Here is a 23322-nt window from a genome sequence, read left to right as displayed (position 1 = left end):
GCACTGCCCCGGGTGGGCCACCCGCGGTCAGAACTGCCCGGCGTGAGCCCTCTGGACACCGCCCGACACGGATGTTTCCATAGCACCGTCGATTGTCAACAATCCTACAGAACACGCAACCACGGAAGTGAGACAGCGCATGGCGGAGCTCTCCCCGATCCTCAAGCAGGCGACCCCCGTTCTCGCGGCACGGGGTGAGGGCGCCTACCTCTACGACGAGGACGACCGCCGCTACCTCGACTTCACCGCGGGCATCGGCGTCACCAGCACCGGCCACTGCCACCCCAGGGTGGTCGCCGCAGCCCAGGAGCAGGTCGCCACGCTCATCCACGGCCAGTACACCACCGTGATGCACCGGCCGCTGCTGAGGCTCACCGAGCGGCTCGGAGACGTCCTCCCGGAGGGCGTCGACCGGCTGTTCTACGTCAACTCCGGCAGCGAGGCCGTGGAGGCGGCGCTGCGACTGGCGCGGCAGGCGACCGGGCGGCAGAACGCGATCGTGTTCCAGGGGTCCTTCCACGGACGGACGATGGGCGCGGCGTCGCTGACCACCTCCGGCGTGAAGATCCGGGCGGGGATCGGCCCTCTCGTGCCCGGGGTCGTGGTCAGCCCGTTCCCGTACGCCTACCGCCTGGGGATGGCCGAGGAGGACGCGGTCGCCCACGCGCTGCGGGAGTTCGACTACCAGCTGACCACGGTGAGTTCGCCGAAGGACACCGCGGCGGTGTTCATCGAGCCGGTGCTGGGCGAGGGGGGCTACGTGCCCGTACCTGACTCCTTCCTCCGGGGGCTGCGCGAACGCGCCGACCAGCACGGGTTCCTCCTGGTCCTGGACGAGGTGCAGACCGGTTTCGGCCGGACCGGCACCTTCTGGGGCCACGAGCCCTCGGGGGTGCGCCCGGACATCGTCATCACCGCCAAGGGGCTGGCGAGCGGCTTCCCGCTGTCGGCGATCGCGGCGCCGGAGTCGATCATGGCCAAGGCGTGGCCGGGGTCTCAGGGCGGCACGTACGGCGGCAACGCGGTGGCGTGCGCGGCGGCGATCGCCACCCTGGACGTGATCCAGGAGGAGGGCCTGGTGGAGAACTCGGCGCGGATGGGCGAGCGGCTGCGGCAGGGCCTGGAGAAGGTCGCCGGGGCCCACCCGGTGATCGGTGACGTGCGCGGACGCGGCCTGATGCTGGCCAACGAGTTCACCGCGCCCGACGGGTCGCCCGACGGGGCCACGGCCCTGCGCGCCCAGCAGGCCGCCGCCGGGAACGGACTCCTCCTCCTCACCTGCGGCCCGGCGGGGAACGTCGTCCGGATGATCCCGCCGCTGGTGGTCAACGGAGAGCAGGTCGACACCGCGGTCTCCCTGTGGGCGGCCTCCGTGGAGGAGGCGGCCCGGGGCTGACCGGGACGCAACCGGAACACGCTGCCGCCCGTCTCAGGGGTGGACGCCGGTGCGGCTCCACCCCGAGGCGAGGCGGTGCGTATGGGACGGCGCGGAAGAATCCACAGCACGATGAGCAACGGCGTCCGCCCGGTGTTCGATCCCGAACTGCCTCCGGACGTCACCGCCCGCCTGCGGGCGAACCCGTCCTCTCTCCTCCGCGAGACGGACACCGCCCGCCCCTGGTCGGGGCACCGGGGAAGGCTGCTCGTGGGCGGCATCGCCGTCGCCGCTCAACCTCGCCTGGCTGCTGGGGAACGTATGGCTCATGCTGGAGATGACCGGCTGGTACCTCGTGGGACTGCTCGTCCACGCGGTCGTGGTGGCCGTCGGCGGGATCGCCGCGATCCGCATGACCCCGCGTACGTCGCTGCCCGCCCGGCTCCGCGGAAACGGGGCTCGTCGGGGATGGATCTGGTTCAGTCTGTCGGTGTTGCCCGTGACGCTCGTCAGCTGGATGTCCGTCCCCGCGGGGCCGTGGCCGTCCTCTGTCCTCGTGTGGTACACCCCCACGGTGGTCTACACCGCGGTTGCCCTGTGGGTGGCCTTCGGTTGGAGTCGGAACGACCGCCTGGCCGCGGCCCACGCGCACCGCTACCTGGTTCCGGCGGACTTCGACGCGCGCGGCTCGGACCTACTCGCCGACGTGCAGAAGACGATCAACACGCTGTGGGCGGCGGGAAAGGTCATGGGTGAGTCGTTCGACGCCGAACAGCCGCTGGGGGTGCTGCGCGCCGAGGAGTGGCGGATCGCGTCGGCCCTGTACCGGTACCAGCGGCTGCGGGCGGAGCACGGGAAGGAGACCGCCGATGCCGCGTCGGACCGGGTGCGCGCCCTGCTGGCACGGCAGAACGAGCGGCAGGAGGCGGCCTACGAACAGCTGTCCGCCCAGGTAGACCCGATCCGGGAGTACGGTGCCGCTGTCGGGGAGGCCCTGCGGGCGCACACCGAGTGGGAGCAGATCGAGCGCGCCGAGGCCCGTGAGGAGCGGATCTCCGAACTCAGCGCGCGGGTGTCCGCGGAGGAGGGCGCGAGCGCTGGCCTGCTCCGGGACGAGGCGTTGAGCGCGCGGGCCGCCAAGGAGGCCCGGGACGAGCTGATCGACCGGGCGCTCGCGGCGGGACGGTTGCTCAGCGCGGAGCCGGGCGGGCGGGGTTGAGTCCAGGCCGGGAGCGACGCCGCGCACCCCATGTCCCGGGTCACACCAGAAAAGTGCACGAAGCCCTCCCGACACCGTGATAGAGTCGGAGACGTCGCCAGGGAGGCAAGGCCAACCGGGCGACACACAACTGAAGACCTGCACTCGTAGCTCAATGGATAGAGCATCTGACTACGGATCAGAAGGTTGGGGGTTCGAGTCCTCCCGAGTGCGCCACCGTGAGACAGTGGAGATGGAGCCCTACCTGGTCAAACAGGTGGGGCTTCGTCTTTTTTGCGCTTCCCTGCGAGGATGCCGAGAGCCGCTAGTACGCATTTAGTACACATGCCCTGGGGGCGGTGCACACTCAGGCCGCCTGATCCAGCGCCCTGTTCATCGCCTCGACGCGGCGGACGTCGATCACGTCGGCGACCTCGTCGAGTCGGTCCGGCCACAGATGCCCGTAGGTGTCGAGCGTCATCGACGGTTTGGCGTGACCGAGCATCCGTTGGACCACGTACACGTCCGCCCCGCCAGCGATCGACAGCGACGCGGCCGTGTGGCGGAGCTTGTGGATCGTGAGTCCGGTCCCGTCGAGCCCCGCGTCCTTCCGTGCCTTGTAGAACTCACGGTTCCGCCAGTTGCGAATACGGATGGGCTTCCCACGCGAGGTGCGGAACACGAGCGCGTCCGGGGCCCGCCCGACCACGAGCGGTCGGAGTTCCTCGACGAGGGAACGGAGAAGGGGACCGTCCGCCGCTCCCCCGTCTTCGGGGTGTCCTCGTACAGTTCGCCGTCGACTTCGTTGAACGCCGTGGCGACCTGGATACGGCGCCGGTCAAGATCGACGTTCTTGACCCGCAGCGCCGACGCCTCACCCCAGCGCAGACCCGTGTAGGCGAGTAGGAGGATCAGGACGCGGTTCACTCCGGCCGTAGCGGTCGGCTTGCCGTACTTGGTGCGCAACCCTCCTGCCGCCGTCGCGAGCGCCTCGACCTGTTCGTAGGTCAGGTACACGTGATCACTCGGCGGAAGCTTCGGAAGCGGGACGCCCTTCGCGGGGTTGGTGGCCAACCGCCGAGGAACGCACCAGTCCAGCACCATGGACAAGACGGAGTGCACCATCCGTGTCTGCGACGCGCCCAGTGCCCGACCTCCCTCTTCCTTGGGCTTCTGAAGATCGGCGAGCCACGCGGCGACGTCGTCGAACCCGATCGCCGAGATCGGAAGATCGCCCCACTGGGGAAGGATGTGGCCGTCCAGGACGTCGCGGTACTTGGAGCGCGTCGAGCGCTTGACGGCCTGGGCGTCCAACCACTTCGCGGCCATCTCGTGAAATCGGATCTTCCCCGCCGAGGGGTCACGATAGGACCCCTCCGCCATGCTGTTCTCGATCTCGGTTCGCTTGTTCTCCGCCTGTGGCTTCTTCGCGAACACCTTCGCTTTGGGCTTGCCAGCGGGGTCGTACCAACGCACCCGCCACCGACCAGGTGGCTTGCGCTTCGCTTTCTTGGCCTTCTCGGCCTGCGCGCGGTACTCCGCGTGTTCGGCGCGGTCCTCAATCCATACTCGTGCCACTAGTCGTCGTCCTCCTGGTCCTTGTCAACCGATCGCACTATCTCGAAAACGCTCTTGTCGAACTCCGCTTCGGGCACCTCTGACCAGAACACGCGCGGGTCGACTGCCGCGACAGGCTGGAAATCCGCGCACCCACGCGCGGGTGCCTGCGCGACTCTCCTTATGCGTGGGTGTGATCGAGAACGGTCCATCTCCGTCGGGCGGCACGAGAAGGTGAACGGGCGCGACTCCGAGCGCCATCGCGAGTATCAGCAGCTCGTCAACGGTCACATGTCGTCGTCGCCGTCCGGTCTCCCTGTCGCGACGGCCGGATTCGATGTTCGCGATGGCCTGGGCCGTGAGAGCCGCCGGAGCGCCCAGCTCCTGGCAGCGCTTCGCGACTTGCGCGGCGGTGAACCCTCGACGGTTACGCACTTCTCGCACCCGCTTAGCGACCACGTCGCTCGGAAGATCTTCTTTGCTCATGCCGGAACCGTAATCCCATTTTCGTTGCATCGGCAATTCCTATAGTTGATGAGATGTTCCCCCGTCAGCTACCCAGATGCCGCTGTGTCTGCGTTCCTACTCGCCAATAAGATTTGGGAACCATGGGAGCCTCACCCATACCTAGAAGGGAGCACTGTCACCGCGGTCAGGTCGGTGTCAATGGCCAGTGTGTTTTCCCCGCAGGCGGCCAGTAGTTCTCCCCACTGACGGCCAGGCCGATCTCCCCAACGGCGGCCAGATAAGTCCCCGCCGTGGTGGTGTCCGAGGTCAACTCAACGCCTTCACCCCCGCTCCCGAGGTCGCCTGAGCAAGCCGGAAACTGTCACCCTGGGTCACCACGACATGGGCGTGGTGCAGGAGCCGGTCAACCGTCGCGGTCGCCAACGTCTTGGGCATGATCTCGTCGAACCCCGACGGGTGCAGGTTGCTGGAAACCACCAACGACCTGCGCTCATAGGCGGCGTCCACCAGCCTGTAGAACCCCTCGGCCGCATCGGCCGAGACCGGTAGCAGCCCGATATCGTCGACCACGATCAAGTCCGCGCGCAGCAGCCGTGTCACGGCCCTGGCCATGGAGTCGTCCGCCCGGTGCCTGCGAACCAGCACCCCCAGGTCCTCGATGGTGTGCCAGGCCACCGTCATCCCCGCCTCGACCGCGGCGTGCCCCAGCGCCTCGCAAAAGTGCGACTTGCCCGTCCCCGAGGGCCCGCAGATACTCAGGTTCTCCCGCCTGGCCACCCACTCCAGCGTCTTGAGCGCGTCCTGGGTGGGTCGGGCGATGCAGGAGGCGGTCTCGTCCCAGTCCCCGAACGTCTTGCCAGTGGGGAAGTTCGCCCGCTTGCGGCGGGTGCGCAGGTTGGTCTGGTCGCGTCCAGCGGCTTCCTCGGCCAGCAGGACGCGGACCACCTCGGCTGGGTCCCACCGCTGCGCCTTGGCGGTGGGGATCACGTCGGCCATGGCCTTGCGCAGGTAGGGGAGCCGCAACCGGCGGGTGAGCTCGACGGCCTCGGCCATCGGCTCGGCGGGCGGTCCGGCAACGGTGCGGATCGGGGTGCTCATCACTGCTCGCTCTCGTCGTCGCGGGGCAGGCCGAAGGAGGACCAGGCCGAGGTGCCCGGCTGCAGGCTGTGGTCCTCGCTGGCGCGGGTGGGCTCGGCGGCAGGGCGTCCGGCCTGGTGGGCCAAGATGGCGATCAGGTCGTTCTCGGCGAACCGGCCCGCGATCGCCGCGGTCCCCAGCGCCCGGTCAACCTCGGCCGGAGTGTGCAGCTTGGCCAGAGCGACGGCCTCGGCCATCTTGGGCTTGATCCGGCGGGTGCCCACCGAGGCGGCTTCGACCAGCCAGGACGCGGCTCCGGGCCCCAGGGTCAGGAACGCGGCCTCCTCGGCGCTGTGGGCTCTGGGGGTGCGGTCGCCTTCCTTGTCGCCCCGCTCGGGGTAGTGGTCGTCGCTGATGCTCGGGTTGCCCGGGGTGGAGCGCCCGTGGCGGGCCACCTCCTCGGGGCCGCGTTCGCCGACGGCGGTGACGATCAGCTCCTCGCCGTGGAAGCGGGCCCAGACACGGGTGTCGACCAGGTGGTGGGGGACGGAGTAGCGAACCCCCTCCACCGAGATCGTGCTGTCCCAATTGACCCGCCTTGTGGTGCCAAACGCGATGGTGAACGGTTCGGCGGGCAGCGGGTGCAGCCGGGTGCGCTCCTCGGCCAACGCTTCGGTGGGACGGCGGCGGGTTTCCCGGTGGATCCGGTCGTTGACCTGGTCGGTGAAGGCGCGGCAGGCGGTTTCCAGGTCGCCGAAGGTGCGGAAACCCTCGGCCAGGTTGACGTCGGTGGGCACCAGGTCGGCCTTGGCGATGCGCACTGTGGCCTCCGATCCGCCCTTGGTCTGCGGGTCGGCCGGGACGCAGGTGCGGATCGTCATCCCGTAGTGGCGGGCGACCTGCACGATCTCGGGGTTGCGGACCGCGATCCCGGCGATGTGGGCTTCGGTGACGGTCTTCTCGTTGTCGGTGAGGGCGTAGGCGGGCACCCCGCCGAGTCGGCGCAGGGTGGCGTCCAGGCAGGCGACCACGGTGGGCAGGGTCTTGTCGAAGACCGGGATGATCACGCGGTAGCGGGACCAGGCCAGCCAGGCGCACCACAGGTGGGTGCGCCGCCCCCGGATCTTGGGGCCTTCTCCCCAGTCCCACTGCATCCACAGGCCTGGTTCGGGGATCCAGGGCCGGAACACCCGCCGTTTCCCGGCCCGGTAGCGGTCCTTGACCTGGGCGACCACCCGCCGGGTGGTGCGCTCGCCGCCGGTGAAGCCCATCGCGGTGATGCGCCGGTGGACGACATCGGCGCGGACCCTGCCTTGGGAGCGGTTGACGAGTTCCTCGATCTTGTCGAGGTAGTCGTCGATGGGGCGGGCGCGGTGGGTGCGCTGCTCGGGGCTTTGGCCGGTCTCGCGGAGTTTGACGTAGCGGGCGACGGTGTGGTGGTCGCACCCGGCCAGTTCGGCCGCTGCCCGGTAACTCCCGGTGAGGTCGTAGGCCTCCAGGATTTCCATGATCTCCCTGCTGCTCTTCACCCGGTCAACCCTCGCCGACCGGTGTTTGTCCTGGTCAGGCGGGGAGGTATCTGGCCATCAGTGGGGAGTGTCGTGGCCGTGGGCGGGGCCTTAAGTGGCCGCCTATGGGGAGTATCTACTGTCCGCTGTCAGGTCGGTAACGCGAACGGCTACCGAGGTTCTCCCACGGGCACCGGTCCGGCCGCGATGTCTCCGTGAAAACCAGCGGTGTTGCTGCCGGCCGAGACAAGTAGCCCCGGGGCCGTCCCACACGTCCCAAGCTCATCGTCCCAGCTCACCCCTGGGACGTTTTCACGCCTGGGACGGATCGAACCGTCCCAGGAAAAGAACCGTCCCGCGCTGACCAGCACAAATGATGGTGGGACGAATGGGACGGCACAGAACGAGAAACCCAGCACCGGGAAACGCCAGCGGCGATGACCACACCCCCGGGGAAACCGCCCCGCACACGGGGGCACCCATGCCCGGCACCGACCGGCACCGGTCGGCACCGACGACACAGGCAGCGGACAGACGATCGACAGCACGTCGCACCGGGACGCCACGCGTCAGCGCACCCACCCGCGAGCGACCGAAGCCGAACCGGGGCACCCTCGCCGATCGCCTCACGAGACGGGCAGCGCTCTGGGACGGAGCGCCACGCGCACCACGGCAACACGCTGCCCAACACCCCGGGGGGAGAGGCTGGGACGGCGCATCCGAGGCCCCCGACCGCGCGCACTCTGGACCTCGCATGCCCCCACCCGCCACACACCGGACACGACCACGGACACGCTGCCTTTTACGGCTAGAACATGCCGTGAGCCCCGCTGTGGTCGTGTGCCCCCTCACCGCCATTTCGTCACAATGAGTCACCACAAAAATGTCACCCTCAGTCACAGAATCGCGGGCGGGGTGGGGGTAACCCCCTACCCAGGGGGTTTGGGGGAACGCGGGGGGCTCCTGGAAAAAAGCCGGTCAGGTTCAAAAGCCCGACATGCACAGAGCGTGATTTACTACATTCCGTGATGATGAAGGTGGGCACCGGCCGTTACGCTCAGTGCCCACCACCGCGACGTCACGCAGGTGCTACCGCCCGCGCCGCCCGTCCCAGGGTTCGGGCATCGGCGCACCCTCCCGCAGAGCCGCGTCCAACGCGTGCCAGGCCACCTCCGCCGCGTTGGCCGTGGCACGCAGGGTCGGCCGGGCGTTGGGATCGCGCAACGTCTCCGAGAGCGCGTCAAACCACGCCGTGGTGTACCGCTGCCCGTCCCCGCCCCGCCCCGGGAGCCACCCGCGCGGAGGCGTTCCTCCGCCGCGCAGGTGTTCGTGCAGGGCATCGAACACCCGATCAGCCACGCGCAGCGCGTGGCGCATCCTCGCGGCGTTGCCACGCACGGCCAACAGGGTCGACAGTTGCTCGGCCAGCACGGTCGCGTCCACCGTCGCCTGGGGTTCGTGTACGAACTCTTCAGCGTCCAAGCTCATGTGCTTTCCCTCGTGTCCGGCCACAAGCGCGCAACCCGTGACAGGGCACGCCTTGACCTGGTCGGTGTCGTCGCTGGTATCCGCGCCCTCCGCTGTCCGGGCGGGAACCGACACGAACGGCGGTGCGTGCCGCTCCGCTTCGCGTCCGGTCTGCGCGTGCGGCTGGTCCCAGACGTCGGTGTCGTGCCAGCGGTCGTGGGCAGCGTTGGTGTGTGGTCCGTCGTGGTCAGGGACAAGCACGCACGGCAGACGGGAACTCCCCCGCACCAGGCCCGTGACGGGCCTGCGCGCTTCACACGCGCTTCCCTGCCGCTGCGCGTCGGCGGGGAGGGTGAACGGGTACCCCTGCTCCGCGAGATGGTTGCCCGTGTGATCCACGGCGAGCATGCACAGCCGCCGGAAGATTCCCCCGCCCCGCACGGGAACCACCCACCAACCGCACTGGTTCGGGTACCGGTTGAGCGCGCTCACGCCGACACCTCCGCGCGCTGGGTGACGCGTGCGATGTCCGCGAGCACGGCCACGCCCAGCCGGTCACGGTCGATACGCGCGCGTTCCTGCCGTGCCTCATACGCGCGGTAGTGCCCCCGCACGATCGCGGCTGGCGCGGCGACGGCGGAGGGGTCGACCACGGGCACGTAGTCGGCCGGAACCGGGCCAAGAGTCCGGGGCGGAGCGACGTCCGGGGCCGGACGCGGGGCGGGAACGCGCGGAACGTCAAGGGTGTTGTCCGCCGTCGCGACGGTCGGGATGTCCTTGGCGTAGCGGCGGACACGGTTCGCGCGGCGCACCTCGCGACGGAGGGCACGCGGAGCCGCGTGGAGTCCGCGCACGGGGCGGAACAGACGGACTATCAGGGACAGCAAGGCGATAACGTGTGACACGTCAAGCGCTCCATTCGCTTGGCCATGGCCCCGGGGCGTGTTTGCCGCACGTCGCCGGGGTCCCGCTAATTACGGGCTCCGTAACCATACCTTGACCGTGCCATGGTCTGCCATAGCCTGTCCTGCGCTGATCTGACATTACGTGGCGTGTCACTGTCGGCCGCATGGGAGAACCAACCATTCCTGCTGGATACGGGCCGGATGCGGAGCTAGACCCAGAGGGTCCGGACCCTGTGTGGCTACAGCTCGCGGCTGTGCTCGTTGCGAGGATCGAACGGGGCGACTACCCGCCCCACAGGCCCATTCCGAGCATCACGCAACTTGTCCAAGAGTTCGGACTTGCGCGCGGGACCGTGCGGAAAACGACGGCGTTCCTAGCGGAAGAGGGGCGGGTACGCATCGTGAGCGGTAAAGGGGTGTTCGTGCTGCCACACGAGGAGTCCTAGAGGCCCTCGCCGTCCAACTCCTCCGCGACCACGCGAGCTACGGACCATTCCATGCCCCGGGGGTAGAGGGGAACGAGGTTCCTGCGCGCTCCCGATTGAGTTTCGCGGTGCCACCACTTGCCCACCAGACAGACCGTGACCGTGTTCCCGTGAACTGTCGCAACGACGCGACCGGGGTCCGCCCCGGGGTACGTGGTAACGCCGTGCCTGGTTTCAAGGAAGTCGACGAGGTCCGCCAACGGTGACGGGGTTTGGGTGCGGTTCATACGAACAGCGTTCCTCCGCCGAAAGCCCTACTGCTAGGGGTTTTCGTTGCCTACCCTTGGGGCAACGGCGTTGGCAACACTCGGAGGTCCGCCTTGTCCGACTTCGCGGCGCGTGCCCGTGCGGCCCTGGCAGAACGCGGCATCTCCCTACGCGCCGCGGCCAAGGCCGTGCCCGTCGACCCCGGACACCTGTCCCGTGTGCTGTCCGGCAAACGCCCACCGTCCCCACACATCGCCCAGGCCCTTGACCGCCTCGTGGGCGCTGACGGGGCACTCGCCGAGCTCGCCGCCACGCTCACCGACGACGACCGGGGCAGGATCGCGCACAGCCTCGCGAACCCAACCAGGTTGGACGCGGGAACCGTCCGGGCACTCGCCGACGTGCTCGCCGCGCAACGCAGGTTGGACGACACCCTGTCGGCGACCGCCATGCTCACCCCGACGCAAGCCCAGTGGGAGAGCGTGGAGCGGTTGGCGCGCGACGCCCGGGGACCTCACGCGGACGCGCTCCACGAAGTCGCGGCCGAATGGGTCCAGTTCGTCGGGTGGCTCCACGCGGAGGCACGCAACGACGCGGAGGCGGTCCGCTGGCTCACGGAGGCGGAGGAGCGCGCCGACGACGTCGACAGCGGGGAACTCGCCGCCCAGGCGCTCAACTTCCGGGGCTACCTCGCCCGGCAACAGGGCCGCCCCCGCGCGGTCGTGCGCTGGTTCCTCGCCGCGTACCTCACGCCCGGGGCCGCGCCGTTGCAACGCGTCGGCGACGGAGTCCAGGCCGCGCACGGATACGCGCTTCTCGGCGAGCACGACGCGGCGCGGCGGTTGCTGGGAGAGGCGTCCAAGCTCGCCGACGACGCGGCGGACACGCTCCCGCCGGAAACGGCCTACTGGCTGTCGCCAACGTTCTCCCGCATGGGGATCGGGTTGGCGCACCTGGCGTTGGGCGACCACGCGGAAGCGGCGACCAACCTCCGCGCGGGGCTCGACGGACTCCCTCCGGAACAGCGAGACGCCGAATGGGCTGAGGAGTATCGGGAAGCGCTCGACGAGGCCGAAGCCGCGTAGATGACGGCCGCGCACCGCCTGTTCAGCGCCCCGCTTCGGCGTACACATTTAGTACACATCGCTTCGGGAAGACCGATGATTCTCCGGTATCCCCCGGTATGAGTTCTCCCGCTCCGCCGCAGATCAGACGACATCCCCGCAGGTCGGGGGACCCACCCAATCGAGCAGAAGGTTGGGGGTTCGAGTCCTCCCGAGTGCGCCACCTTGAGACAGTGGAGATACCGCCGGACCTGGACACCACACAGGCCCGGCGGTTTCTTTTGTGCACAGCCCGCCGGCACGACCCACTCCGCCACGCGGCGCGCCCGGCGAGGGGTTCCCCGCCGAACGCGCCGCGGCGTTCGCGTTCCGGTGGGCGTCAGGCTCCGACCGGCTTCACCGGCCGCGGTGAGGGGGCGCGCAGCTCGGCGACCACGGCGTCGACGTGCTCCGGTGTCAGCAGTGTGTAGTGGTCGCCGGGAACCTCCGCGACCGTGACACCCCCCTCGCACACGGGCAGCCAGGATTCGGCGGTCGCAGCGCCGCCGCCCGACACCGCCTGGATGAAGTGGACCGCTCCGGGATACGGCTCGGGCCGGTATCCCGCGAGCGCCCGGGCGTTCGCGGCGAAGCGCGCGAAGGTCGACTCGAACTCCGCCAGGTCGATGTCGCCGGGAAGGATCCCACGTTCACCCAACGTGGAGAAGAGCTCTTCCAAGGAGGAACACTCAAGGTCGGCGTCGGCTCCGTGACCGGTGAGACCCGCCAGGTCGCGGGCGAGCCAGGAGCGCAGCCGCGCTTCGCCCACCTCGGCCCTCTCCAGGTCCCCGGGGGTCTCCGTCACGTCGATCGCGTCCACCCGTTCGACGACGTGCCCCAGCGACTCCAGCTCCCGGGCGAGCTCCAGGGACAGCAGGCCGCCCATCGACCATCCGGCGAGCCGGTAGGTGCTCCCCGGGACGTCACGCGCGACGGCCCGCGCGTAGTCGGCCACGAGCTCGGTGAGGGTCGGCTCCCGTCCGCTCGGGTGCGGCGACTGCAGCGCGTAGACGGGCTGGTCCCCGCCGAGCCGACGGCTCAGCTCGGCGTAGCACAGCACCTCTCCGCCCACGGGGTGGGCCAGCACCAGCGGCGTGGCCGTCCCCTCGGCCCTGATCGGCACCACGACGGGACGGTCGTTCGATGGCGTGCCAACCCTCTCCTCACGCACCCTCCGGGCCAGTTCACGGATGGTGGGGGCGGCGAACAGAGCGGCCACGGGAAGGTCGGCGCCCAGTTCCCGGCGCACCGCCGACACGAGCCGCACCGCCAGCAGCGAATCGCCGCCCAGTTCGAAGAAGTCGTCGGTCACGGACAGTGCGGGCGCCTCGAAGAACGCTCCCCAGATGTCCAGCAGCAGCTTCTCCTCGTCGTCGGCCGGAGGCGCGGCGGCCTCGTCCTCCGCCGCCGGATCGTCCGGGACGGCGGTCAGGGCGGCCCGGTCCACCTTGCCGTTGGAGGTCAGGGGGAAGGCGTCGCGAACCGTGACGGCCGCCGGAACCATGTAACCCGGGACCCGGTCGGTCAGCATCTCGCGCAGCTCGGCGCCCGTGTGGGCGGCGTCCGGCCGCAGGAGGACGTGGGCGGTGAGGCGCTTCTTGTCGCGGTCGCCGCGAACCACGGCCACGGCGTCCCGGACCCCCGGGCAGCCGAGCAGAGCCGCCTCCACGTCTCCGAGCTCGATGCGGTGACCGCCGACCTTCACCTGCATGTCCTCACGCCCGAGGAACTCGATCTCACCGTCGGGCAGGAGGCGTCCCCAGTCACCGGTGCGGTACAGGCGCCGCCCAGTGGCGGGGTCGGTGACGAAGCTGCGGGCGGTGCGTCCGGCGTCCCCCAGGTAACCGCGTGCCAGCCCGGCCCCGGCGATGTGGATCTCGCCGGGGACCCACGGCGGACGCGGCCGCATCGCACGGTCGGCGACGAACACGTGCTGGTTGCGCATCGACACCCCGTACGGGATCGACGGCAGCTCTCCGTCGGAGGCGACGATCCGGTGCCAGATGGACCAGATGGACGCCTCCGTGGCTCCGCCGAGACTCCACTGCGCGGCCTCGGGGAACAGTCTCCGGATGTCGGCGGGCAACGCCACCGGGATCCAGTCACCGCTCATCAGCACCGCGCGCAGCGGCGGAAGGGCGGGCAGGGGCATGTCGGTCGGCACGTACGCGCACAGCATCGCCATGAGCGCCGGAACACTGTTCCAGACGGTGACGCCGTCCTGGCGCATACGCCGCAGCCACGCGTCCGGCTCCCGCAGTTCCTCCGGTGTGGGGATGACCAGCGCACCGCCGACGGACAGCGGTCCGAAGACGTCGTAGACGGACAGGTCGAAGTTGAGCGCCGACAGGGCGAAGACCCGGTCCCGGGACGTCAGGCCCAGTTCCCCGTTGACGTCGAGAACGGTGTTGAGCGCGGGGCCGTGTTCGATCATCACCCCCTTGGGGGTACCGGTGGAGCCGGAGGTGTAGATGACGTAGGCGAGGTCGCGCGGCGACGGCTTCACCTCCGGAGGGGCCACCACCGGGTCGTCCGGCGCGGGCGGCGCCACCTCTCGGACCCGCACGCCCTCGGGCCACTCGACGGCGTCGCGCAGCCACGGTTGCACCAGCGCCCGGCCGATCCCGGCCGCCTCGATGATGCCGCGTACCCGGCGCGCGGGCCACCGCGGGTCGACGGGCACGTAGGCGGCCCCGGCCCGCAGCACACCGAGGCAGGCGACGACCTGTTCCCATCCCTTCTCCATGGTGACGGCGACCAGGTCCTCCGGGCCCGCCCCGCTGTCGGCCAGGTCCCTGGCCACGCGAGCGGACTCGGCGTCCAGCTCCCTGTAGGTCAGCGACCGGCTCTCGCTGACGACGGCCACGGCCTCCGGCGTCCTCGCCGCCTGGGCCACGACGTCGCGGTGGAGCAGGGCGTCCTCGGCGAAGACGTGCTCGGCGGCCGGCGGGATGGTGTCGGCGCCGCCGTGCGGCTCGGACCAGGCGGGCCGAGTCCAGGCGTTGTCAACGGCAGAGTTCACGGATCAGCCCTTCGTAAGCGGTGAACATGTCGTCCACGGTTCCCTCGGGGAAGACCTCCTCGACGACGTCCCAGTTGAGGACCAGGCACCCCTCCTCCTCGAAGGCCTGGTGGTCCAGGATCACCTGGGGTGTGCGGACACCGCTCCACACCGGGACGCCGGACTCGCCGAGTCGGCACAGCGCGCCGATCGGCCCCGCCTCCTCCGCTCCCCCGGCGCGCGGGCCGCTTCCGAGGGTGCTGTTGAAGACCACGGGCATCCGCGCCCGTCCGGCGCCGCCGTCCAGGCGGCCCAGGTCGCGCAGGACGTCGAGACCCGTGTAGGCGACGTGCTCCATGTCGTGGAGCAGTTGCCGCTGGATCGCCGCGGCGTTCTCGCGGAAGGGCGCTCCGGGGTCGATGTGCACCTCCAGGAGGCTGGTCGAGGAGAAGTTGCCGACCGTCCGGGACATGTCCACGTCGAGGACCCCGCTGCGCTGGGAGACCAGCATGGTGACCGTGAAGTCCGGGGTCTTGGACCACCGCGCCAGTACGTGGCAGTAGGCGGTCAGGACCGCGCAGGAGGGGGTCACCCCGGCCGCCGCGGCGTTGCGCTGGAACGCCGCCCACTCCGGCGCGCTGATCCGCAGGCACCGGTTGCCGAAGTCCGGGGTCCGTACGTCGCCCAGGCTGACGGTGAGCGGGAGCTCGGGCGCGGGCGGCAGTCCGGCCGCGCGCTCACGCCAGTACTCCCGGCTCGGTGCGACCGCCTCCGACTCGCCGTGCGCGCGGATCCCGCGCACGAACGTTTCGAACGACGGTCCGACCGGCGGCAGTTGGGCACGCGGGTCCCGGTACAGCCGAGCCCACTCGTTGAACAGCAGTGTGCTGCTCCCGCCGTCCGAGATGAGCACGTCCACGGCGACGTGCAGGCGGGTGACGCGGTCGGTCAGGCGCGTGGCGCGCACCAGGAACAGCGGCCAGGCCGTGATGTCGAAACCGTGCGTGCGCAGCTGGTCGTGCAGCTCCGTCAGACGGGCCGTCCGCTCCTCCTCTCCGAGGTCGCGGAGGTCCTCCACGGCGATGCGGTACTCCGGCACCTCACCCAGCACGCGCTGGGTCCCTTCGGGGGTGAAGACCGCCCGCGTCATCTCGTGCCGCCCGATGAGCGTGCGCAGCGCGCGCTCGGCCGCCGCGACGTCGAATCCGGTGAGGTCGACCTCGATGTACAGCACGGTGGGCACGTCGCCCAGTTCGAAGTCGCCCGCGCGGCCGACGACGTAGGCCTCCTGGAGCTTGGTGAGGCCGAACTCCCCGGGGTCGGGGCGGGCGGCCCCTGGCACCGGCTCCGTGCGGGTGTCTCGCTCCGTTCCGTCGGGCTCGGCGGTGCCCGCCTGCGTCGTCGCTCCCTCCTCCGGGGGTGCGAACAGTCCGAGGACGTGCTCGGTCAGGGCCTGGGGGGTGGGGTGGTCGAAGACCGCGGTCGCCCCGAGCCGGACGTCCAGCGCCCGGCCGAGCCGTGTGCGCAGCTCCACGGAGGTCAGGGAGTCGAATCCCATCTCGTAGAAGGACCTCTGCGGGTCGACGCGTTCGGGCCGGGTGCCGAGCAGCTCGGCGCTGCGTGCCGTGACCAGGTTGAGCAGTACGGCGGTGCGCCGGTCCGCGGACGCGTCCGGATCGTTCAGCACGGCGAGGACGGACGCGCCGCCGGAGTCCGCGCCGTCGGAACCGGACGACCGGGGCCGGGAGGCGTCGCCGTCGGTCGGGGCCGAGCCGTGGCGCGTCGCGGCGCCCCGTCCGGCGGCGGGGCCCGGGGCGGCGGTCCCGCGGTCGCGCCGGGCCGTCAGTTCGCCCAGCAGGAACGGCACGTCGGCCGGGTCGGGCGCGTTCGCGTCGGGCAGCGCCACACGTCCGCCCACCAGCACGGCCGCGTCACTGGCGAGGGCGCGGTCGAAGAGCTCCAGCCCCTCGCCGACGGAGAACGGCGCCACACCGTTGCGGCGCAGTCGCAGCAGGTCGCGCTCGTCGAGGTGGCCCGTCATTCCGGTGGACTCGGACCACAGTCCCCAGGCGACCGCGTTGGCGGGCCGTCCCTCGGAGCGGCGCCACGCCGCGAAGTGGTCGAGGAAGGTGTTGGCGCCGGCGTAGTTCGCCTGCCCCGGGCCGCCCAGCACACCGTAGATCGACGAGAAGAGCGTGAAGAACCGCAGGTCGTCGTCGCGTGTCGCGTCGTCCAGGGCCACGGCGGAGTCGACCTTGCTCCGCAGGACCCGGTGCAGCTGTTCGGGGGTCATGGCGGAGACGATGGCGTCGTCCAGCAGGCCCGCCGCGTGCACCACACCGGTGATCGGCCGCCACTCCCGCACCTGGGCCAACGCCCGGCGGGCGTCATCGGCGTCGGCGGTGTCGGCCGCGACGACCCGGACCGCCGCGCCGAGCCCTGACAGCTCGTCGCGGAACTCGGCGATCCCCGGAGCGCCGTCCCCGCTTCGGCTCACCAGGGCGAGGAAGCGCACGCCCCAGCGGGTCACCAGGTGTCGGGCCAGTTCACGGCCGAGGGTGCCGGTTCCGCCGGTGATGACGACGGCGCCGTCGCCCGGATCGGGGGGAGCGGCCCGGCCCGGCCTGTGATGGGTCAGCTGCGGGCACAGCACCCGGCCGCCGCGGACGGCGAGCTGTGGTTCGGAGCGCTTGAGCGCCGCGGCCACGGCCTCGGGCTCACCCAGTGCCGCGTCGTCGACGTCGACGATCCGGACCCGACCGGGGTGTTCGGTCTGCGCCGAGCGGACCATGCCCCACACCGCGCTCGCGCCCAGGCGGAACTCCCCGTCGCCGGGGGCGGCGACGGAGTGGCGCGTGACGAGGGTGAGCAGCACGCGGTCGGCGAGGTCCTCCTCGCCGAGCCACCGTTGGAGTGTGTCCAGGGCGGCGGCCGCCGTCCCGTGGGCCCGCTCGCCGACCGTGCCCTCCGTCTCGGAGACGGCGACGGCGATCTGCCATCTTCCGGGGAGGCCGCTGATGACCATGAGGGCCTCGTCCAGGGTCGCCACCGAGATGCCGCCTCTGCTGGCGTCCCGCAGGACGGCGTGGAGACGGCCGTCGTCCTCGCTGACCGCGCAGAGCCGAACGTCGTCCGCCGGTTCGGTGGCGGGCGGACGCCAGTCCAGCTCGTAGAGGGTGGCGGTGTCGGTGCCGTCCTGGGCGGCCGGGGCGACCGCGAGGTCGCGCACGACCATGCGCGACACGGTCAGCAGCACCGCTCCGGACCGGTCGGTCAGGACGAGCGAGACGGCGTTGTCGTCGGTGCGGCGCGCGATCGCGTGGCAGACCTCGCCGCCGGCCGCCTCCCCCAGCCGCACACCGCTGAACGCGAAGGGGACGGCGACGCTTCCGGGGTCGGCGGTGCCCAGCAGCCCGGTGGCGACGGCGGCGTGGAGCGCGGCGTCGGTGAGCGCCGGATGGATCGTGAAGCCGCGGTGGTTGACGCGTGCGGCGTCCGGGAGGACGATGCGCGAGCGGCTGAGCTCGCCGTGGTCCTCGGCCTCGCGGACCCCGCGGAAGGCGGGCCCGTAACCGTATCCGCGGCCGCGCAGCAGCTCGTACATGGCGTCCGCGGGCAGCGGCTCACCGTCCCGGCCCGCGCGGACCGCGTCGGGCGGGTCGGTGTCCCGCGCGGCCGTACCGCCCGGGGTCAGCGCCCCCTCGGCGTGGCACGACCATTCCTCGTCTCCCCTCGGGCGCGAGTAGACCGCGACGGGACGCGCGCCCCGCGGCTCGGGCGGTCGGACGGACACCTGGATGTCGACGGCGGATCCGTCCGTGGGAACCGGGAGCGGGTCCCAGAGCATCATCTCCTCGACGTCGGGACAGCCCACCTCGCGACCGGCGGCCAGCAGCAGCTCCAGGAAGGCGGTGCCGGGCAGCAGAGCGGTGTCCTCGACGCTGTGGTCCATGAGCCACGGGTGGCTGCGCACGGACAGGTCTCCGCTGAGGAGGACCGTCCCGTCGTGCGTCGACACGACGGAGGAGAGGAAGGGATGTCCCCCGTCACGGACGGAGGCGGTGGGCGGTGCCGAGCTCGGGGCCGCCGGGGCCGCCGGGCCGGACAGCCAGAAGCGCCGCCGTTCGAAGGGGTGGGTGGGCAGATCCACCAGAGGCGGTTCGGCCTCCCCTGGATCACCGCTCAGGGCGCGCCAGTCGATCGTGTGGCCGCGCACGTAGGCCTCACCGGCGGCCGTGCGGAAGCGTTCCCAGGTCCCCTGGTCGCGTCTGAGGGTCGGGGTGACCGGGCTGTCGCCGCCGGTCTGCCGCACGATCCCCTCCAGGGAGCCGACCAGCACGGGATGCGGGCTGACCTCGATGAACGCGTCATAGCCGCGTGCGGTCATCTCGGCGACGGTCTCAGCGAACCGCACCTGTCCGCGCAGGTTGCGGTACCAGTACGCGGCGTCGAGTTCGTCGCCCTCGACCGGCTCGGCTCCCACGGTGGAGAACATGGGGATCGTGGAGCGGGTCGGGGTGACGTCGGACAGAGCCGCCAGGATGTCGTCGCGCAGGGCGTCCACGGTGGGTGAGTGCGAGGCGTACTTCACCGGCACCCGGCGGGCGTAGACGTCACGGCCGTCGCAGAGGTCGAGCAGGCGCTCGATCCCCGGCTCGTCGTCGCCGGAGACGAGGACGAAGTCGGGGCCGTTGGTCGCCGCGACGACCAGGTCGGCGTCGGCCTCACCGATGAGTCGCCGCGCCGTCTCCGGGGAGACGGCGAGCGCGGCCATGCCGCCGCGTCCCGACTCCTCCAGGAGCCGGCTGCGGCAGGCGACGACACGGGCGGCGTCCTCCACGCTGAGGGCGCCGCCCAGACAGGCGGCCGCGACCTCGCCCTGTGAATGGCCGACCACGGCGGCGGGCTCCACTCCGACCGAGCGCCACATCTCGGCCAGGCCGAGCATGACGCAGAACAGCAGCGGCTGGATGACGTCGGTGCGCTCCAGGTCGATGTCCGTCCGTTCGCCGGAGAGGACCTGCATGACCTCGTAGTCGAGGTGTGGTTTGAAGGCCTGGGCGCACTCCTCGACCCGGAGCCGGAAGACGTCGGACTGCCCCAGCAGTGTCCGGGCCATCTCCGGCCACTGCGAGCCCTGGCCCGGGAAGACGAACACCGGGCGGCGGACGGGGCGGGCGTCGCCGTACACGGCCGGTGAGTCCGCGGGGTCCGCGGCGAACGCGCGGGCGGCGGCGATCAGCTCGCCGCGGTTACCGCCCGGCACGACCGCGCGGTGGTCGAAGTCCTGGCGGGCGAGCATCAGGGAGTGCTCCACACCGTCCAACGGGGCCTCGCCCGACTCCAGCCGGGCGGCCACGGCCTCGGCGTAGGTCCGAAGGGCCGTGGGGGTCGCGGCCGAGAGCTTGAGCAGGGTCGGGCGGTCCTCCGCCCCGTCACCGGGGTCCGCGGCGGGTTCGTCGTCCCAGCCCTCCAGGATCACGTGCGAGTTCGTGCCGCTGACGCCGAAGGAGGAGACCGCGCAGCGCCGGACCCCGTCCCGGGAGGCCCAGGGCCGGTTCTCCCGCAGCACCTCGACCGAGTTCGACCAGTCGACATGTGTGTTGAGCGGCCCGTCGACGTGGAGCGTCCGAGGCATCACTCCCGCGCGCATCGCGGTGACGCACTTGATGACGCCGCCGACTCCGGCCGCGGCCATGGAGTGGCCGATGTTGGACTTGAGGGAGCCGAGGAAGACCGGGGCCTCACGGTCGCCCCGACCGTAGGTGGCGCTGATGGCGTTGACCTCGATGGGGTCGCCGAGCCGGGTCGCCGTGCCGTGCGCCTCGACCAGTTGGACGTCCTGGGGGGCGAGTCCCGCGTCGGCCAGCGCCTGGGTGATGACCTTGGCCTGGGCACGGCCGTTGGGGGCGGTCAGCCCGTTGCTGGCTCCGTCCTGGTTGACCGCCGTCCCCTTGATGACGCCGAGGACGCGGCGGTTGAGGCGTCGGGCCTTGGCGAGTGGTTCGAGGACGAGGACGCCCGCGCCCTCGGCCCACACGGTGCCGTCGGCGGCGTCCGAGAAGGTGCGGCAGCGCGCCCCGGGCGAGAGCGCGTGGTTCTTGGCGAAGTCGACGAACATGCCCGGTCCCGCGAGAACGGTGCAGCCGCCGACGAGGGCCAGGTCCGTCTCCCCGCTCCTGAGCGACCGCACGGCGGTGTGGATGGCCACGCCCGACGACGAACAGGCCGTGTCGATGGTGAGCGCCGGGCCCTCCAGTCCGAGCAGGTAGGAGATGCGGCCGGAGGCGACACTGGTGGAGGTGCCGGTCCCCATGTACCCGGCCGTCTCGTCCTGCCAGCGCCACAGCGGCATCCCGTACTCGTTGGGCATCACGCCGACGAAGACGCCCGTCGACGAGCCCTTGAGGCTCGACGGCACGATCCCGGCCCGTTCGACCGCCTCCCAGGCCACCTCCAACAGCACCCGCTGCTGGGGGTCCATGGCCTTGGCCTCCGCGGGTCGGATCCCGAAGAAGGCCGCGTCGAAGGAGTCGGCCTCGTACAGGAAGCCGCCCTGCCGGGCGTAGGCGCGATCGTAGAGGTCCGCGGTGTCCCAGCCGCGGTTGTCGGGGAAGTCGCCCACGGCGTCGCGGCCCTGGACGACCATGTCCCGCAGTTCTTCGGGGGTGTTCACCCCTCCCGGGAACCGGCACGCCATGCCCACGATGGCGATGTCGTCCCGCACCGGACCGTGTTCAGGCACGCTGTCCCTCCAACTTCTCCGTCAGGTAGTCGGCCAGTTCGTTCAGAGTGGGGTGGTCGAAGAGGACGGTCTCGGGTATCCCGACCCCGGTCTGGTCCGCGACCGCGTCCGCGAACTCCAGAAGGGTCATCGAGTCGACTCCGAGGTCGCTGAAGCTGCGATCGAAGGCCTGTGCGGGGGCGGGCCCGTCGAGGACGGCGGCGAGCTCGTCCTCGAGCAGGCTCCGCATCGCCCAGGAGCGGTCGGTGGCGGTGCGGGCGGTGGACCACCGGTCCAGGAAGCGCGGTGCGGGGCGCGCGCTGTCGGCCGCGCCGGACGGCGGGGCGTCGGACCGGACACCGGGATCCGGGTCCTGCCGCCGGGGCACGGGACGCGTGCCGGGGCCCGCGTGCCCGTCCGGCAGGGGAAAGGGCCGGCGTTGGAAGGGGTAGGTGGGCAGCAGTGGTACCGCGCGCCGCCGTTCGCCGAGGTGGCCGCGGACACCCGTGACGTCGCCCGCGTGCACGTAGGCGCTCGCGGCGCGCACCGCGTCGTCTCGGCGCCCGGGGGTCCGGGGCATCCACTCCGCGGGGACCGCGAGATCGTGTCCGGAGACGATCTTCGCCAATCCCCGCCGGATCTGGTTCCAGTCGGAACCCAGGACGGCGGCCCGGTACTCCCGGTGGCTTCGGACGCTCAGGGCGCGCCCGATGTCCGAGACCGTGCCGGCGGACTCGTCGAACGGGTGGTCGAGCAGGGCCCGGGCCAGGTCGAGGACGGCGTCGCGGGAACATCCGGACAGGCACCAGACGGCGGCCTCGTGACCGTCCTTCCCGGAGTCGGCGCTCCGGTCCGGGGACCCCTCGGCGCCGTACGGCGCCGACCGGTCGTCCGGCGCTCCGAGCAGCACGTGCGCGTGTGTGCCGCCCATGCCGAAGGAGCTGACCCCGATGACGTCCCGGGGGCCGAACGTCCGCCGCTCGGGCCGGGTGACCACCCGGATGTTGTGCTCGTCCAGCGGGATGCCGGGGTGCGGCCGACCGTGGTTGAGGGTGGGCGGCAGATGGCCGTGGTGCACCATCAGACACGCCTTGATCAGCCCGGCGATGCCGGCGGCGGCTTCCAGGTGGCCGATGTTCGTCTTGACGGAACCGACGGGCAGCGGGTCGTCCTTCGAGCGGTGCCGTCCCACGGTCGCACCGAGCGCCTCGGCCTCCACCGGGTCCCCGACCGCGGTCCCGGTGCCGTGGAGCTCCACGTAGGCCACACGTTCGGCGGTGACGCCGGCCGCCTCGTGCGCCGCGGTGATCGCCTCGCGCTGGGCCTCGGCGGCGGGGACTCCGAGGCCGCCCGCTCCCCGGCCGGCGTCGTTGGCGGTGGCGCTGCCGCGGATGACCGCGTAGACGTGGTCACCGTCCCGCACCGCCGCGTCCAGCGGCTTGAGGGCGACGCAACCGGCTCCCTCGCCCCGGACGTATCCGTTCGCCCTCTCGTCGAAGGTGTGGCACCGGCCGTCCGGTGACAGTCCGCCCCACAGCCGCACCTGCTCGGTGACGGCCCCCAGCAGGTTGAGGTTGACTCCGGCGACGAGTGCGGCCGAGCACTCACCGAGCCGTAGGGCGCCGACGGCGCGATGGAGCGCGACCAGGGAGGAGGACTGGCCGCTGGCGGTGACCTCGCTGGGGCCTCGGAGGCCCAGGTGGTGGGACACCCGGTTGGCGAGCATGCAGCTGCTGGTGCCCATGTGGCCGAACCGGTCCAGGGATCCGTTCATGAAGTAGCGCATCCGGAAGTCGTCGGCGTCGGCGCCGACGAAGACGCCCCAGCGCGTGTCCCGCAGCCCGTCGGCCGAGAGGCCGGCGTCCTCGACGCACTCCCATGCCAGCTCCAGCAGTAGGCGCTGCTGCGGGTCCATGTACTGCGCTTCCCTGCGCGAGACACCGAAGAACTCCGCGTCGAAGAGGTCGGGGTCGGGCAGGAAGCCTCCGGTGCCGGCCGGAGGCGCGCCCGGCACGGGTCTTCGGTCGGCCCATCGTCCCTTGGGGACGGCGCCGACGCTGGAGACGGCGCCGACGAGATTGGCCCAGAACCGGGTGGGGTTCTTCGCCCCGGGAAACCGACAGGCCAGGCCGATGATGGCGACAGGTGTCACGGATGCGCTCCGAGGGGGTGACTGCGCGTGGGCACGGGTGATGGCGGACGCGCGGGGTGGGTGCGTGGAGGGGAGGGAGGGGAGGGTGGTGGGGG

At 71.3% G+C, this 23322-nt stretch carries 11 protein-coding genes, 1 tRNA gene and 1 pseudogene; 5 read left to right on the top strand and 8 right to left on the bottom strand.

Features of this window, described 5'->3' with window-relative positions:
* Positions 1 to 139: 139 nt before the first annotated feature.
* The 3 genes from KIK06_RS23115 to KIK06_RS23105 all read left to right on the top strand — a co-directional run bounded on the left by KIK06_RS23115 (position 140) and on the right by KIK06_RS23105 (position 2810).
* On the top strand, positions 140 to 1396 hold the full coding sequence (locus KIK06_RS23115) for an aspartate aminotransferase family protein (protein WP_017599103.1): 1257 nt from the start codon (positions 140 to 142) through the stop codon (positions 1394 to 1396).
* A 307-nt stretch (positions 1397 to 1703) separates the two neighbouring features.
* Positions 1704 to 2594, top strand: a complete 891-nt coding sequence (locus tag KIK06_RS23110) for a hypothetical protein (protein ID WP_268645062.1) — start codon at positions 1704 to 1706, stop codon at positions 2592 to 2594.
* Between the two features lie 140 nt (positions 2595 to 2734).
* Positions 2735 to 2810 (top strand) — tRNA-Arg (locus tag KIK06_RS23105).
* 277 nt (positions 2811 to 3087) lie between these two features.
* On the opposite strand, the pseudogene KIK06_RS23100 reads toward KIK06_RS23105, so the two are convergent.
* The 5 genes and pseudogenes from KIK06_RS23100 to KIK06_RS23080 form a co-directional block, all read right to left on the bottom strand.
* Positions 3088 to 3677 (bottom strand): annotated as a pseudogene (locus KIK06_RS23100) (tyrosine-type recombinase/integrase); the annotation flags it as partial.
* Between the two features lie 1227 nt (positions 3678 to 4904).
* Positions 4905 to 5696, bottom strand: a complete 792-nt coding sequence (gene istB / locus KIK06_RS23095) for an IS21-like element helper ATPase IstB (protein WP_268641605.1) — start codon at positions 5694 to 5696, stop codon at positions 4905 to 4907.
* Positions 5696 to 7204, bottom strand: a complete 1509-nt coding sequence (istA, locus tag KIK06_RS23090) for an IS21 family transposase (protein WP_017602407.1) — start codon at positions 7202 to 7204, stop codon at positions 5696 to 5698. Before istA ends, istB begins: the two co-directional genes overlap by 1 nt.
* 1068 nt (positions 7205 to 8272) lie before the next feature.
* A complete protein-coding gene (locus tag KIK06_RS23085) occupies positions 8273 to 9142 on the bottom strand; it encodes a hypothetical protein (RefSeq protein WP_268645061.1) in 870 nt (289 codons plus the stop codon).
* Positions 9139 to 9555 (bottom strand): hypothetical protein, encoded by a 417-nt coding sequence (locus tag KIK06_RS23080; protein WP_268645060.1) that lies wholly within the window; start codon positions 9553 to 9555, stop codon positions 9139 to 9141. Before KIK06_RS23080 ends, KIK06_RS23085 begins: the two co-directional genes overlap by 4 nt.
* A 164-nt stretch (positions 9556 to 9719) precedes the next feature.
* Between KIK06_RS23080 and KIK06_RS23075 the strand changes: the two genes are divergently transcribed.
* Positions 9720 to 10001 carry a GntR family transcriptional regulator gene (locus tag KIK06_RS23075; RefSeq protein ID WP_268645059.1) on the top strand — a complete coding sequence of 94 codons (282 nt, stop codon included), beginning with the start codon at positions 9720 to 9722 and terminating at the stop codon, positions 9999 to 10001.
* Between the two features lie 359 nt (positions 10002 to 10360).
* Entirely contained in the window at positions 10361 to 11332 is a 972-nt protein-coding gene (locus tag KIK06_RS23070; protein ID WP_268645058.1) for a helix-turn-helix domain-containing protein, read from the top strand.
* A gap of 358 nt (positions 11333 to 11690) precedes the next feature.
* On the opposite strand, the gene KIK06_RS23065 is transcribed toward KIK06_RS23070, so the two are convergent.
* Genes KIK06_RS23065 through KIK06_RS23055 form a run of 3 tightly spaced genes read right to left on the bottom strand, consistent with a single transcriptional unit; the run spans position 11691 to position 23227 of the window.
* A complete protein-coding gene (locus KIK06_RS23065; protein ID WP_268645057.1) occupies positions 11691 to 14372 on the bottom strand; it encodes an amino acid adenylation domain-containing protein in 2682 nt (893 codons plus the stop codon).
* Entirely contained in the window at positions 14356 to 21096 is a 6741-nt protein-coding gene (locus KIK06_RS23060; protein WP_268645056.1) for a type I polyketide synthase, read from the bottom strand. The genes KIK06_RS23065 and KIK06_RS23060 overlap by 17 nt, the downstream gene beginning before the upstream one ends.
* Positions 21089 to 23227, bottom strand: coding sequence for a beta-ketoacyl synthase N-terminal-like domain-containing protein (locus tag KIK06_RS23055; RefSeq protein WP_268645055.1), 2139 nt, complete (start codon positions 23225 to 23227; stop codon positions 21089 to 21091). The genes KIK06_RS23060 and KIK06_RS23055 overlap by 8 nt, the downstream gene beginning before the upstream one ends.
* Between the last annotated feature and the right edge of the window lie 95 nt (positions 23228 to 23322).

It is taken from the genome of Nocardiopsis sp. EMB25, assembly GCF_026797795.1.
Lineage (GTDB): Bacteria > Actinomycetota > Actinomycetes > Streptosporangiales > Streptosporangiaceae > Nocardiopsis > Nocardiopsis lucentensis.
Note: the sequence above shows the minus strand (reverse complement) of the source record. Positions and strands in the feature narration are given on the sequence as shown.